Raw genomic sequence first — 13,493 nt, 5'->3', positions numbered from 1 at the left:
TTTTCAATCAGGAGACACATCCATGAGCATTACTCGTTACGGCACCGGCAGCACCGCCGCTGGCGGCCAGCCACGTCCATTCGCCCGCGCAGTCGAGGCCGATGGCTGGCTGCACGTTTCCGGTCAGGTGCCGGCGGTGGATGGCGAGATCATCGTGGGCGGCATCGTCGAGCAGACTCACCAGACCATGAAGAACCTGATCGCGATTCTCGAAGAGGCCGGTTATGGCCTGGAAGACGTGGTCCGTGCCGGGGTCTGGCTGGACGATCCGCGGGATTTCAGCAGTTTCAACAAGGTTTTCGGCGAATACTTCAAGCCCGAACACGCACCGGCCCGGGCCTGTGTGCAGGCGAGCATGATGGTCGACTGCAAGGTCGAGATCGACTGCATTGCGTACAAGAAAAAGGCTTGAGCGTTGACCGTTCCCGCGCAGAGCGTGGGAACGATCTTTCGCGATAAACTCCCGGCACTTTGAATGGGAACCACTGAAATGACCGAAGACACCATCAAGCGCCGGGCACGTGGTCTGGACCGGGCGTTCGATATCCTCGATTTCCTCAAGGAGATCGGCCAGCCACTGCGCCCGAACGACATCGCCAATGGCATCGGCAGCCCGAAATCCACGGTCTACGAACTGGTGGCCTCGTTGCTCGAACGGCGGATTCTGGAGCCGGTGGGCAAGGATGGTCACGTCTATCTCGGTCGTCAGCTGTATTTCCTCGGCCAGGCGCATCTGCGGCATTTCGACCTCAGTCGCGAGGCCGATCACGCGTTGCAGGAGATCGTCAGCCAGACCCGGGAAACCGCGCAGATGTGCCTGCTCAACGGGCGCAAATACACGGTGGCGTTGATGAAAGAGGGCGAGCGGCATTTCCGCATTTCCTCCGATATCGGCGAGAACGCGCCAATCCCGTGGACGGCGTCCGGACGCTTGCTGCTGGCGCACTTGAGTGATCAGGCGATCAGCGACCTGATCGACCCCGACGACTTCATCCTGCCGGGTGGCGAACGTCTGCCGATGGAGACGTTTCTCAAGGAAATTCGCCAGGCCGGCATCGACGGTTTCTTCTCGTTCGACAGTGTCGCCGATACCTTCACCCATTGCTTCGCCGCGCCGGTCAAAGACCCGAGCGGCGTGGCCATTTGCACCCTGTGCATCGTCGCCCCGCGCGCCGATGCCAAGAACAATTACAACGACTATCGCCGGGTCTTGATCGAGAGCGCCAACAGCCTCGCCCGGCGAATCAACGAATAACCGCGCCCGCCAGCGGACGCGACTGTGAGGAGTTCGACCATGACGACTGCCAACAACACTGCTGCGGTGGAAAAGGGCGATGCCGCCCTCGGCGCGCAACTGGTGCGTGACATCAGCCTGCCGGCGCTGGTCCTGCACCGCGAAGCGCTGGAGCACAACATCCGCTGGATGCAGACATTCGTCAGCGACAGCGGCGCCGAGCTCGCGCCCCACGGCAAAACCAGCATGACCCCGGCGCTGTTTCGCCGTCAGCTCGACGCCGGCGCCTGGGGCATCACTCTGGCCAGCGCCACCCAGACCCGCGCCGCTTACGCCCACGGCGTGCGCCGGGTGTTGATGGCCAATCAACTGGTCGGCACTCCGAACATGGCGTTGATCGCCGATCTGTTGGCGGCCGATTCGGGCTTTGATTTTTATTGCATGGTCGATCACCCGGATAACGTCGCCGATCTGGGCGCTTACTTCGCGACTCGCGGTGTGCGCCTGAACGTGATGATCGAGTACGGTGTGGTCGGCGGTCGTTGCGGTTGCCGCAGCGAGCAGGAAGTCATCGAGCTGGCCAAGGCCATCGGCGCACAACCGGCGCTGGCTCTGACTGGCATTGAAGGTTACGAGGGCGTGATCCATGGCGATCACGCTGTCAGCGGAATCCGTGAATTCGCGGCTTCGCTGGTGCGCCTGGCGGTGCAATTGCAGGACAGCGGCGCTTTCGCCATCGCCAAGCCGATCATCACTGCGTCGGGTTCGGCCTGGTACGACCTGATCGCTGAGTCGTTCGAGGCGCAGAACGCTGGCGGGCGTTTCCTCAGTGTGTTGCGTCCCGGCAGTTACGTGGCTCACGACCATGGCATCTATAAAGAGGCGCAGTGCTGCGTGCTCGACCGTCGCAGCGATCTGCATGAAGGCCTGCGCCCGGCGCTGGAAGTCTGGGCGCATGTGCAGTCGATGCCGGAGCCGGGGTTCGCGGTGATTGCCTTGGGCAAGCGCGACGTGGCGTTCGATGCCGGGATGCCGGTGCCATTGCTGCGTTACAAGGCTGGTGTGCTGCCGGCGGTAGGCGACGATGTCGGCGCCTGCAAGGTGACGGCAGTGATGGACCAGCATGCCTTCATGACCGTGGCGCCGGGTGTGGAATTGCGCGTGGGCGACATCATTTCCTTCGGCACTTCGCACCCGTGCCTGACCTTCGACAAGTGGCGCGTGGGACTGCTGGTGGATGAGCAGTTGTCGGTGATCGAAACCATGGAAACCTGTTTCTGATGAACACGCTCAGTCCGTTGGGGCCGAACACCCCGCGCATCGCCCTGATCGGCGAATGCATGATCGAACTTCAACAGCGTGCCGATGGCAGCCTGCAACAGAGCTTCGGCGGCGACACGCTGAACACCGCGGTCTATCTGTCTCGCGCCATGGGCGACAAGGCGCAGGTCGATTACGTCACGGCGCTGGGTGACGACAGCTTCAGTGACGCCATGTGTCGCAGTTGGGCCGATGAAAACATTGGCCTGGATCTGGTCCAGCGCTTGCCCGGTCGTTTGCCGGGCCTGTATTGCATCCAGACCGACGCCGCCGGCGAACGTCGCTTTCTGTATTGGCGCAATGAGGCCGCCGTACGCGACTGCTTCACGACCCCAGCGGCCGCGCCGATTCTGGCGGCGTTGCCGGACTACGACGTGCTGTATTTCAGCGGTATCACGCTGGCTGTGCTCGGCGCGCAGGGTCGGGAAAAGCTGATCCAGACCTTGATCGAAGCCCGCCAGCGCGATGCGCGGATCGTCTTCGACAACAATTACCGGCCACGGCTGTGGGCCTCGGTAGAAGAGGCGCGGGCGGCGTATCGCAGCGTGCTGCCGTATGTCGATCTGGCGTTGCTGACGGTGGACGACGAGCAGGCGCTGTTCCATTTCGAAGACTGTGACGCGGTGTTTGAAGCGTACGCGCAGATCGGCATGCCGGAAGTGGTACTCAAACGCGGCGCCGAGGCCTGTCTGATCCGTTGCGACGGGGAAGCGTTCGAAGTGCCGGCGCAGAAGGTCGAGAAGGTGGTGGACACCACGGCCGCGGGGGACTCGTTCAGTGCGGCGTATCTGGCCAGCCGCTTGTCGGGCGCAAGCCCTGCGCAGGCGGCGGAGGCTGGGCACCGGTTGGCCAGTCGGGTGATTCAGGTGCCTGGCGCACTGATCCCCAAAGAATGAATACGTTCCCTGAAGGCGCTGCCGAAAGCCGCGCCATCAGGGCTCCGGATCAATCGCGGAAAAACACCTGCACCAGGTGATAGCCGAACTTGCTCTTGATCGGCCCGTGCACCGTGCGCAGCGGCTTCTTGAAGATCACTGCGTCGATCACGCCGACCATTTGCCCCGGCCGTACTTCACCCAGATCGCCGCCGCGCTTGCCGGACGGGCAGGTCGAGAATTTCTTGGCCAGCACATCGAACGCTTCACCGTTGGCGATGCGTTGTTTGAGTTTTTCAGCCTCTTCGGCGGTTTTCACCAGAATGTGGCGGGCTTGGGCTTTCATCGTGCAATACCTGTAGCGGGGTAACGGCGGGGCGCGGATTATGCCTCAAGTCACGGGTTTTGGCTGATCATCGTGCGGATCTTGCCGGCCAGAAGCTCAATGGAAAACGGCTTGGCCACCATGTCCATGCCGTCCTCCAGGAAACCCTGACGTTCGGCGGCTTTCTGCGCATAACCGGTCATGAACAACACTTTGAGCCCCGGACGGTGCTGGCGAGCGATCTCCGCCAGTTGTCGGCCGTTCATGCCCGGCAGCCCGACGTCGGTCACCAGCAGGTCAACACGCAGGTCGGATTCCAGCAGCGGCAAGGCACTCTTGGCGTCTTCGGCTTCATGGGCGCGGTAACCCAATTCCTTGAGCAGGTCCATGACCAGCATGCGCACCGCCGGATCGTCCTCGACCACCACCACGGTTTCGCCGGTGGCGGCTGCCGGGGCCTCGGTCGTCGTTTCGATCACCGGCCGCTCCGGTTCCAGCGCATACAAACGCGGCAAGTACAGGCGCACACAGGTGCCCTGGCCCGGCAGGCTGTCGAGGCTGACATGCCCACCGGTTTGTTGGGCAAAACCATAAATCATCGACAACCCGAGCCCCGTGCCCTGGCCGATCGGTTTGGTGGTGAAGAACGGGTCGAACGCTTTCGAACGCACCGACGGCGTCATGCCGGTGCCGTTGTCACTCACCGCTAGCATCAGGTAATCACCGGCCTTGACCGGTTCGAGGGTGGTGATGTCGTTACCGTCGAGGTAGACGTTGGCGGTTTCGATCAGCAGTTCGCCACCGTCCGGCATGGCGTCGCGGGCGTTGATCACCAGGTTGAGCAGGGCGTTTTCCAATTGGCTGACATCGGTGCTGACGGGCCAGACACTGTCGGCCAGGCGCAGGGTCAGTTCGATCGGATCGCCCTTGGTACGGCGGATCAGGTCTTCCAGTGAGTGGATCAGCTCGTTGACGTTCAAGGTCTTGCGATCCAGCGACTGGCGCCGCGAAAACGCCAGCAAGCGGTGGGTCAACGCCGCGGCGCGATTGGCCGAGGACACCGCGGCATCGGTGAATCGACCGATTTCATCAGTACGGCCACTGGCGATATAGCGCTGCATCAAGTCGAGGCTGCCGATGATTCCGGTCAGCATGTTGTTGAAGTCATGGGCGATGCCGCCGGTGAGCTGGCCGACCGCTTCCATTTTCTGTGCGTGACGCAGGGCATCTTCGGCGCGTTCGCGTTCGAACATTTCGTTCTGCAAACGCTGGTTGGCCTGGGCCAGTTGCTCGGTGCGCGCACTCACGCGTTCCTCAAGGGTTTCATTGAGGTTGCGCAAGGCTTCTTCGGTCTTTTTGCGTTCGGTCTCGTCGATCACGAAGATGTAGAAACCGTTCACCGCGCCATCCGGGCCGTGGCGCGGCAGGTAGTTCATCAGGGCGTGGCGCTGGCTGCCATCGCGATGGGGTGTGTAAAGGCTGAACGAACAGGGGCGGCCGGCCAGTGCCTCGGCAATGTACGGGGCACGCAGAAAGTAGGATTCTTCGCCGATCACGTCGCGGATCGTGCGTCCGTACAGCTCTTGCGGCGTCAGCCCGTACCAGTCCAGGTACGCAGCATTGTTCAGGCGAAAGCGTTCTTCGCGGTCGACGTAGCTGATCAGGATCGGCATTGCGTTGATGATCAGTTGCAGCTCGGTCTGGCTTTGGCGCAGTGCCTGTTCGGTGTGCTTGCGTTCGGTCAGGTCCAGCGCCGCGCCGAGAAAACGCATCGGCCGTCCGTGGTGATCCTTGTAGCAACGCCCGCGGGCGAATACCCAGCGCACGTCGCCATTGGCCTGCAATAGACGGTATTCCTCGGCGTATTCGGTGCCATGGGTGATGCAATGCTTGATGCTGCGGGCGATCAGCGCGCGATCTTCGGGGTGCACGCCGTGCAGGTATTCACTGATGGGTAACTGACTGGCCCGCGCCGGGTCGACGCCGTGCAATTGGGCAAAATGGGCATCGGCGATGAAGCGATCTTCACCAATGTCCCAGTCCCAGGTGCCGACCGCATCGGTTGCCGCCAGCGCCAGTTGCAGGCGCTCTTCGCTTTCGCGCTGGGCCTTGAGACTGTCTTCGGAACGTTGCTGCAGTTCCAGGGCGATGCGTCGGCGTTCGTTGGTTTCAATGGCGGTGACCAGAATGCCGGCCACTTGCGCGCTTTCGTCACGAATCGGGCTGTAGGTCAGGTCCAGCCAGAAGTCGGAATCCTTGCCGTCCCGTTGCAGGGTAAAACGCCGTTCGCTGTAGGTTCGCACCTGGCCTTGTAGGACGGCGCTGTAAATCGGGTCGGTAAAGTCTCGAAGTTCCGGCCATATCTGGTGCGCCGGCTGTCCGAAAGCGTGTGGATGCTTGCTGCCGGCCAGCAGCGCAAAGCCGTTGTTATAGATCTGGGTGAGCTGTGGGCCCCACAACAGCAGCATCGGCATCGGCGAATGAATCACGATGTCCACCGCGGTTCGCAGGCTCTGCGGCCAATTGTCGGCGCTGCCGAGCGGGCTGCGGCTCCAGTCGGTGCGGGCAATCAATGCCTGGGCGTCATCGGTGTGCGGTACAGCGTTCATCAAAAGGTCCTGAGCGTCGGTCGGTGAGGCGGCGTCTACTATCCTAGTGCGGTAGACGCTGTAAGGCCCGTCGCGTCACGACGCACGGTCTTAAGTTCATTGAAAGCTTCGCAGGTGCTTTTGGCCATGGAAATCGACGCACTGCTCAAACAGCTGGCGAGCCGCCACGGTTCAGATCTGTTCCTGTCCACGGGGGCGCCACCCAGTGCGCGGTTCGACGGTGTGCTGACACCGTTGAGCGAACAGCCGTTCAAGCCCGGCGAAGTGGCGACTGTCGCCGTCTCCCTGATGGACGCCGAGCAGCGCCGAGAGTTCGACCGGGATCTGGAAATGAACCTGGCGATTTCCCGAACCGGGATCGGCCGCTTCCGGGTCAACATCTTCAAGCAGCGCAATGACGTGTCGATCGTGATCCGCAACGTTAAACTCGACATCCCCCGATTCGAAGACCTGAAGCTGCCGCCGATACTGCTCGAAACGGTGATGCTCAAGCAGGGGCTTATCCTGTTTGTCGGCGCTACCGACTCCGGGAAGTCTACTTCGCTCGCCGCGCTGATCGACCATCGCAATCGCCACAGCAGCGGGCACATCATCACCATTGAAGATCCGGTTGAATACATTCATCGCCACAAGAAATCGATCATCAACCAGCGAGAAGTCGGGGTCGATACGCGCAGCTTTCATGCCGCGCTGAAAAACACCCTGCGTCAGGCGCCGGACGTGGTGCTGATCGGCGAGATCCGCGACCGCGAAACCATGGAGCATGCGCTGGCATTCGCCGAAACCGGGCATCTGGTGTTGTCGACGTTGCACGCCAATAACGCCAATCAGGCGCTGGACCGTATCATCAATTTCTTCCCCGAAGAGCGCCGCGCGCAATTGCTGCATGCCTTGGGCAATCATCTGAAAGTGTTTGTATCCCAGCGTCTGGTGCGAACACGGGACGGGCAGCGGCGGGCAGCAGCAGAAGTGATGCTCGGTACGCCGACGATTGCCGATCTGATTCGGCGCAATGACTTCGGCGAACTGAAAAACATCATGGAAAAGTCGGCGGAACTCGGCATGCAGACTTTTGACGGTGCGTTGTTTGCACTGGTGGCAGAAGGGGTGATCGATGAAGACGAGGCCCTGAAAAACGCAGATTCGGTGAACAACCTGCGCCTGCGTCTGAAGCTGCACGCCGATACCGTGCCGTCCCCACCGCCATCGACTGGCGAATGGGGACTGATGGACTGACAGGCGTCAGTCGCGAAGTTCGACCCGATTGCGGAACTGCTCTAGCGCTTGAGGATTGGCCAGCGCATCGGTGTTTTTCACCGGCTCGCCGTGCACCACATTGCGCACGGCGAGTTCCACCACTTTGCCGCTGATGGTGCGCGGAATGTCCGTGACCGCGACAATCTTCGCCGGTACATGGCGGGGCGTGGTGTTGGCGCGGATCACCTGACGAATCTGCTGTTGCAGCGCCTCGTCCAGCGTTACGCCCTCCTTGAGGCGCACGAACAGCACCACTCGCACGTCGTCCTGCCACTGTTGGCCGATGGCAACGCTGTCCAGAACTTGCGGGACTTTCTCCACCTGACGGTAGATTTCCGCCGTGCCGATGCGTACGCCGCCGGGGTTGAGCACGGCGTCGGAGCGGCCGTGAATCATCATCCCGCCGTGAGGCAACTGTTCGGCGTAGTCACCCTGGGCCCAGACGCCGGGGAACTGGCTGAAATAGGATTTGCGCAGCTTCTCGCCGTCCGGGTCATTCCACAGTCCGATCGGCATGGCGGGGAATGGCCGGGTACACACCAGCTCGCCTTTTTCGCCGATCACCGGTTGCCCGGCGTCGTTCCACACTTCGACCGCCATGGCCAGGCTCTTGCCCATGATCTCGCCCCGGCGTACCGCTGACATCGGGTTGCCATTGACGAAACAGGACACGATGTCCGTACCGCCGGACATCGAGGACAGGCAAACGTCCGGTTTGAAGTCGCGATAAACGAAGTCATAACTCTGCGGCGACAGCGCGGAGCCGGTGCAGAGCAGGGTTTTCAGGTGGCTCAAGTCGTAGCTTTCGCGCGGCTTGATGCCGCTGCTTTCCAGGGTCGCGAGGAATTTCGGGCTGGTGCCGAACACGCTGACCTGCTCGTCGTCGAGCAGCTCCAGCAACCGCTCGTTGTCCGGATAAAACGGTGAGCCGTCATACAGCACCACCGCACTGCCGACTGCCAGTGCCGAGACCAGCCAGTTCCACATCATCCAGCCACAAGTGGTGTAGTAGAACAAACGGTCGCCGGGGCCCAGGTCGACATGCAGTCCGTGTTCCTTGGCGTGTTGCAGCAACACGCCACCGGTGCTGTGAACGATGCACTTCGGTACGCCGGTAGTGCCGCTGGAATACAGCACGTACAGCGGATGGGCGAAGGGTACCGGGACAAATTGTGGCTCATCGCCCGGCTCATAGAAGTCGTCCCACAACGTGACGTTGGCGGGTGTCCGGTAATCCGTGGCATGGGCGTGAGGTCGTGCGTACGGCACGATGATCAGTTGTTGCAGTGAAGGTAGTTGCTCGAGGATTTCGTTGATCTTGACGGTCTGGTCGATCTCTTTGCCGGCGTAACGGTAGCCGGCGCAGGTGATCAGCACTTTTGGCTCGATCTGGCCAAAACGGTCGATTACGCCGTGGGTGCCGAAGTCCGGTGAGGAACATGACCAGATCGCGCCGAGACTGGTGGTCGCCAGCATCGCCACCAGGGTTTGCCAGGTGTTGGGCATGCAGGCCGCGACCCGGTCGCCGAGCACGACACCGGCTGCTTGCAGGCTGGCCTGAAATCCGGCGACTTGCTGGGCGAGTTCGGCCCAGGTCAGCAGTTCACGTTGGCCGTTTTCCCCGATAGCGATCACGGCGATGGCGTCGTCGCGGCGACTCAGCAGATGCTCGGCGAAATTCAGGGTGGCGCCGGGAAACCATTCGGCGCCCGGCATTTTCAGGCCTCCACGCAGAACGGCGTCCGGCTGGGTATGAAAACGGATACCGAAGAAATCAACGATCGCCTGCCAGAACGCTTCGCGCTGGTCGATGGACCATTGGTGCAGGGCCGGGTAGTCGTCGAGATGCAGTTGATGGCGCTGATTGATGAAGCGCCGAAAACCGTCCATGCGGGACCGGGCAATGCGCTTGGCATCGGGCTGCCAGAGAATGTCGGACATGGTTTGCCTCTTATTGTTTGTCAGAAAGCTCCCACGACAGCGTGGGAGCGATCAGTTGCAAGCTTACTGCGCGAGCCACCCGCCATCGATATTCCACGCGGCGCCTCGCACCTGGCTGCCGGCTTCGCTGCACAGAAACAACACCAGTTCACCCAGATGTGCAGGGGTGACGAACTCCAGCGACGGCTGTTTCTCGGCCAGTAGATCGTGCTGCGCCTGTTGCGGGTCGACACCTTTGGCCGCGCGATCGTCGATCTGCTTCTGCACCAGCGGCGTCAGTACCCAGCCCGGGCAGATGGCGTTGCAGGTGACGTTGCTGGCGGCGGTTTCCAGGCCGACCACCTTGGTCAGGCCGATCACGCCATGCTTGGCCGCTACATACGCGGCCTTACCGGTGGAACCCACCAGACCGTGCACCGAGGCGATGTTGACGATCCGGCCCCAGCCCTTGGCACGCATGCCCGGCAGGCTCAGGCGGGTGCTGTGAAACACCGACGACAGGTTGATGGCAATGATCGAATCCCAGCGTTCCACCGGAAACTCTTCCACCGCCGCGACATGCTGGATGCCGGCGTTGTTGACCAGAATGTCCACGCCACCGAACTCGCGCTCGGCGTAGGCGATCATGTCGGCGATCTGTTCAGGGCTGCTGACGTCTGCCGGGTGATGGCCGACCTTGCCGCCGAACTGCTCGACTTCGGCAATCACCTTCGAAGCATCGCCAAAGCCGTTGAGGATCAGGTTGGCGCCGGCCTTGGCCAACGTCAGCGCAATGCCAAGCCCGATGCCGCTGGTGGAGCCGGTGACCAGTGCGGTCTTGCCAGTAAGAGTCGTCATGAATACCTCACACAATGCCAGTGGCGTAGAAAGTGCCGATTACCACGAAAACCGCCAGGGTCTTGATCAGCGTAATACAGAAAATGTCTTTGTAGGCCTCACGGTGGGTCAGGCCGGTGACCGCCAGCAGCGTGATTACCGCGCCATTGTGCGGCAGGGTGTCCATGCCGCCGCTGGCCATCGCGGCTACCCGGTGCAGCACTTCCAGCGGAATGTTGGCAGCGTGGGCGGCGCTGATGAATTGTTCGGACATCGCCGCCAGGGCGATGCTCATGCCACCCGAGGCGGAACCGGTGATGCCGGCCAGCAGGGTCACGGTGATTGCTTCATTGACCAGCGGATTGGGAATGCTTTTGAGCCAGTCGGCCAGCACCAGAAAACCCGGCAACGAGGCGATGACCGCGCCGAAACCGTATTCCGACGCGGTGTTCATCGCCGCCAGCAGCGCGCCGCTGACCGCGCTTTTGCTGCCTTCGGCAAGCTTGCTGCGAATCGCCTGAAAACCGAACGCCAGCACCATCAGAATCCCCACCAGCAGTGCCGCCTGCACCGCCCAGATCGCCGTGAGTTTGGCGATTTCGGTGGTCACCGGCGCGGCCATGCCCGGCAGCGCGAGGCTGTGGGTTTTGCCGTACCACTGCGGAATCCACTGGGTGAACAGCAGGTTCATGATGCCTACCGCCAGCAGCGGAGACAGCGCCAGCCACGGGTTCGGCAGTTTCAGGTCTTCGGCAGTTTCCGGCTCATTTCGCAGTTCAGTGCCATAGCCTTCGCCGGCGCGCTGAGCCTTGTTGCGTTGACGCTGCAAGAACAGCATGCCGGCGCAGAACACGAAAATCGTGCCGATCAAGCCCAACCAGGGCGCCGCCCACGCGGTGGTGTTGAAGAAGGTGCTGGGGATGATGTTCTGGATCTGTGGCGTGCCGGGCAGGGCGTCCATGGTGAACGAGAACGCGCCGAGGGCGATGGTTGCCGGGATCAGGCGCTTGGGGATGTTGCTCTGACGGAACATTTCCGCTGCGAACGGATAGACCGCGAACACTACGACGAACAGCGAAACGCCGCCGTAGGTGAGCAGGGCGCAGACCAGCACGATCACCAGCATCGCCTGGCGGGTGCCGAGCAAGCGAATCGCTGCCGCGACGATCGAGCGGGAGAAACCGGACAGTTCGATCAGTTTGCCGAACACGGCGCCGAGCAGGAACACGGGAAAGTAGAGTTTGATGAAACCGACCATTTTCTCCATGAACACCCCGGTGAAGGCAGGGGCGACGGCGGACGGGTCGGTGAGCAGGACGGCGCCGAGGGCGGCGATCGGGGCAAAAAGGATAACGCTGTAGCCACGGTAGGCCGCGAGCATCAGCAGCGCGAGGGCTGCCAAGGCGATGATCACACTCATGGTGTGCTCCTTCGATTGTTATTTTTGTGGGTGGAACGGGTGTAGGAAGGGGCTTTAGCGAGAACTGTGCCAGATGGTTAAGTTATTGAAATATATGGAATTAGTTTGGTTCTGGATGATGGTTTTCGAGATTTTGTCTCTGTTTTGAGACTTTGATGGCCGGGAGGGCGTTTTCGCGGGCAAGCCCGCTCCCACAATTGAGCGAATTTCCCTGCGGGATCGGGTTTGCCCGCGATGCTTTTGATGTTGTCCCTTTTTGGAGAATTTCGTCTCTTTATTGAGACTCCACAATTCCCAGCGCAATCATTTTCTTGTAAAGCGTTGACCGCCCCAGTCCCAGCCGTTCAGCCGCCTCGATCACCTTGCCCCCGCATTGCACGAGGGTGGATTGAATCAATTGCCGGTCAAACCGTTCGCGGGCTTGACTGAAGGTTTCGTTGGTTACCGGCTCTGACAGAGACATCAGTGTTCGCTCAACCGGTGTAAACGTGCCAATCGCTGCACGAATGTCTTCCGTCGTGAGCATCAAGTCATCACTGAGCAACGCCGCTCGTTCAAGCACGTTGCGCAACTCGCGAATGTTCCCCGGCCAGGCGTGCTGCCCCAGCAACTCCAGCGCTTCACGATTGAGTTCATGCTGACTCCGCAACTCTTCAAGAATCGCTTCACTGAGCGCCGGCAGATCATCCAGCCGTTCACGCAGCGGCGGCACCTGAATCGGCAGCACGTTGAGCCGGTAGTACAAGTCTGCGCGGAACTCGCCGCGCTTGATCGCTGCCTCCAGATCCGTCGACGTCGCGGCGATTACCCGCACATCGCTCTGGATCACGTCGTTGGAACCCACAGGTTCGAACTCTTTTTCCTGAAGCACCCGCAGCAATTTGCTTTGCAATGGCAACGGCATGTCGCCGATTTCGTCGAGAAACAGCGTTCCGCCCTGAGCAATCTGCAACTTGCCGGTGCGGCCCTTGCGATCGGCACCAGTGAAGGCGCCGGGCGCCGTGCCGAAGAACTCGGCTTCGAGCAGCGCTTCGGGAATCGCCGCACTGTTGATACTAACGAACGCCTTGTTGGCCCGGGGCGAAGCGCCGTGAATCGCCTGAGCCAGCAACTCCTTGCCGCTGCCAGTCTCGCCCAGCAACAGAACCGGCGACTCGGCGCTCGCGCTGCGTCGGGCGCGGCGTTTGACTTCCAGGCTGGCAGCGCTGGTGCCGATGAAGTGGGCGAAGTTGTATTTGGTCTGGCGTGCGCGCAGCAGCGAACGGGTCGAGGCCAGTTCCTCCTGCATGCTCAGGTAGCGCTTGAGCATCGGCGACAGTGTGCGCAATTCGTCGAACAGGGCAAAGCCGATGGCGCCGATCACCGCGCCGGCGTCGTCATGGATCGGCAGGCGCATCACCACCAGCGGTTCTTTCGGGGTGTCCTGCATGTCCAGCAGAATCGGTCGCCCGGTGCGCACCACTTCACGCAGCAGGCTGCCCGGAATCACGCTTTCGCAAGGTTTGCCGATGGCTCCGGCCGCAGAGTCGAGCCCGAAGCGCCGGGCGTAGCGCTCGTTCATCCAGACGATGTTCGCATCGCGGTCGACAATCACCGTGCCTTCACTGGATTGCTCGATGATCTCGAACAACGAACGGATCGCCAGCGTGCGAACCCGTTGGTAGTCCTTGAGGCTTTCAGTGGTGTTCATGGCGGC

At 61.4% G+C, this 13,493-nt stretch carries 11 protein-coding genes; 5 read left to right on the top strand and 6 right to left on the bottom strand.

The genetic code is table 11. From position 1 onward, the window contains the following. The first annotated feature begins 22 nt into the window (after positions 1-22). The 4 genes from AC07VV_RS05555 to kdgK all read left to right on the top strand — a co-directional run bounded on the left by AC07VV_RS05555 (position 23) and on the right by kdgK (position 3,450). On the top strand, positions 23-412 hold the full coding sequence (locus AC07VV_RS05555) for a RidA family protein (RefSeq protein WP_007912330.1): 390 nt from the start codon (positions 23-25) through the stop codon (positions 410-412). 78 nt (positions 413-490) lie between these two features. Beyond that, on the top strand, positions 491-1,255 hold the full coding sequence (locus AC07VV_RS05550; protein ID WP_495035935.1) for an IclR family transcriptional regulator: 765 nt from the start codon (positions 491-493) through the stop codon (positions 1,253-1,255). 39 nt (positions 1,256-1,294) lie between these two features. Further along, a complete protein-coding gene (locus tag AC07VV_RS05545) occupies positions 1,295-2,515 on the top strand; it encodes an amino acid deaminase (RefSeq protein ID WP_495035583.1) in 1,221 nt (406 codons plus the stop codon). Continuing rightward, complete coding sequence (gene kdgK, locus AC07VV_RS05540) at positions 2,515-3,450, top strand: 2-dehydro-3-deoxygluconokinase (RefSeq protein WP_495035582.1); 936 nt, start codon at positions 2,515-2,517, stop codon at positions 3,448-3,450. Before AC07VV_RS05545 ends, kdgK begins: the two co-directional genes overlap by 1 nt. A gap of 49 nt (positions 3,451-3,499) precedes the next feature. Here kdgK and AC07VV_RS05535 read toward each other — a convergent pair whose 3' ends face one another. Further along, entirely contained in the window at positions 3,500-3,775 is a 276-nt protein-coding gene (locus AC07VV_RS05535; protein WP_096821583.1) for a peptidylprolyl isomerase, read from the bottom strand. A 50-nt stretch (positions 3,776-3,825) separates the two neighbouring features. After that, entirely contained in the window at positions 3,826-6,363 is a 2,538-nt protein-coding gene (locus AC07VV_RS05530; RefSeq protein WP_495035581.1) for a PAS domain-containing hybrid sensor histidine kinase/response regulator, read from the bottom strand. Between the two features lie 126 nt (positions 6,364-6,489). Here AC07VV_RS05530 and AC07VV_RS05525 point away from each other — a divergent pair, with 126 nt between their 5' ends. Beyond that, positions 6,490-7,599, top strand: a complete 1,110-nt coding sequence (locus AC07VV_RS05525) for a PilT/PilU family type 4a pilus ATPase (RefSeq protein ID WP_495035580.1) — start codon at positions 6,490-6,492, stop codon at positions 7,597-7,599. Between the two features lie 6 nt (positions 7,600-7,605). Here AC07VV_RS05525 and AC07VV_RS05520 read toward each other — a convergent pair whose 3' ends face one another. The 4 genes from AC07VV_RS05520 to AC07VV_RS05505 all read right to left on the bottom strand — a co-directional run bounded on the left by AC07VV_RS05520 (position 7,606) and on the right by AC07VV_RS05505 (position 13,487). Then, positions 7,606-9,561, bottom strand: a complete 1,956-nt coding sequence (locus tag AC07VV_RS05520; protein WP_495035579.1) for an acetoacetate--CoA ligase — start codon at positions 9,559-9,561, stop codon at positions 7,606-7,608. Positions 9,562-9,624: 63 nt separating this feature from the next. After that, a complete protein-coding gene (gene hbdH, locus AC07VV_RS05515; RefSeq protein ID WP_119428349.1) occupies positions 9,625-10,398 on the bottom strand; it encodes a 3-hydroxybutyrate dehydrogenase in 774 nt (257 codons plus the stop codon). Between the two features lie 7 nt (positions 10,399-10,405). Beyond that, positions 10,406-11,797: a GntP family permease gene (locus tag AC07VV_RS05510; protein ID WP_192558129.1), complete on the bottom strand. Its 1,392-nt coding sequence runs from the start codon at positions 11,795-11,797 to the stop codon at positions 10,406-10,408. 274 nt (positions 11,798-12,071) lie between these two features. Further along, on the bottom strand, positions 12,072-13,487 hold the full coding sequence (locus AC07VV_RS05505; protein WP_495035578.1) for a sigma-54 interaction domain-containing protein: 1,416 nt from the start codon (positions 13,485-13,487) through the stop codon (positions 12,072-12,074). Positions 13,488-13,493 lie beyond the last annotated feature (6 nt).

The sequence above is a fragment of the Pseudomonas sp. GW821-FHT02C04 genome (assembly GCF_059421845.1).
This window is presented reverse-complemented; position numbering and strand designations above follow the sequence as displayed.

What these genes read in the sequence shown, in the direction of transcription:
- AC07VV_RS05555 (WP_007912330.1), top strand. Translation starts at nt 23, where the DNA reads ATGAGCATTACTCGTTACGGCACCGGCAGCACCGCCGCTGGCGGCCAG.
- AC07VV_RS05550 (WP_495035935.1), top strand. Translation starts at nt 491, where the DNA reads ATGACCGAAGACACCATCAAGCGCCGGGCACGTGGTCTGGACCGGGCG.
- AC07VV_RS05545 (WP_495035583.1), top strand. Translation starts at nt 1,295, where the DNA reads ATGACGACTGCCAACAACACTGCTGCGGTGGAAAAGGGCGATGCCGCC.
- kdgK (WP_495035582.1), top strand. Translation starts at nt 2,515, where the DNA reads ATGAACACGCTCAGTCCGTTGGGGCCGAACACCCCGCGCATCGCCCTG.
- AC07VV_RS05535 (WP_096821583.1), bottom strand. Translation starts at nt 3,775, where the DNA reads ATGAAAGCCCAAGCCCGCCACATTCTGGTGAAAACCGCCGAAGAGGCT.
- AC07VV_RS05530 (WP_495035581.1), bottom strand. Translation starts at nt 6,363, where the DNA reads ATGAACGCTGTACCGCACACCGATGACGCCCAGGCATTGATTGCCCGC.
- AC07VV_RS05525 (WP_495035580.1), top strand. Translation starts at nt 6,490, where the DNA reads ATGGAAATCGACGCACTGCTCAAACAGCTGGCGAGCCGCCACGGTTCA.
- AC07VV_RS05520 (WP_495035579.1), bottom strand. Translation starts at nt 9,561, where the DNA reads ATGTCCGACATTCTCTGGCAGCCCGATGCCAAGCGCATTGCCCGGTCC.
- hbdH (WP_119428349.1), bottom strand. Translation starts at nt 10,398, where the DNA reads ATGACGACTCTTACTGGCAAGACCGCACTGGTCACCGGCTCCACCAGC.
- AC07VV_RS05510 (WP_192558129.1), bottom strand. Translation starts at nt 11,797, where the DNA reads ATGAGTGTGATCATCGCCTTGGCAGCCCTCGCGCTGCTGATGCTCGCG.
- AC07VV_RS05505 (WP_495035578.1), bottom strand. Translation starts at nt 13,487, where the DNA reads ATGAACACCACTGAAAGCCTCAAGGACTACCAACGGGTTCGCACGCTG.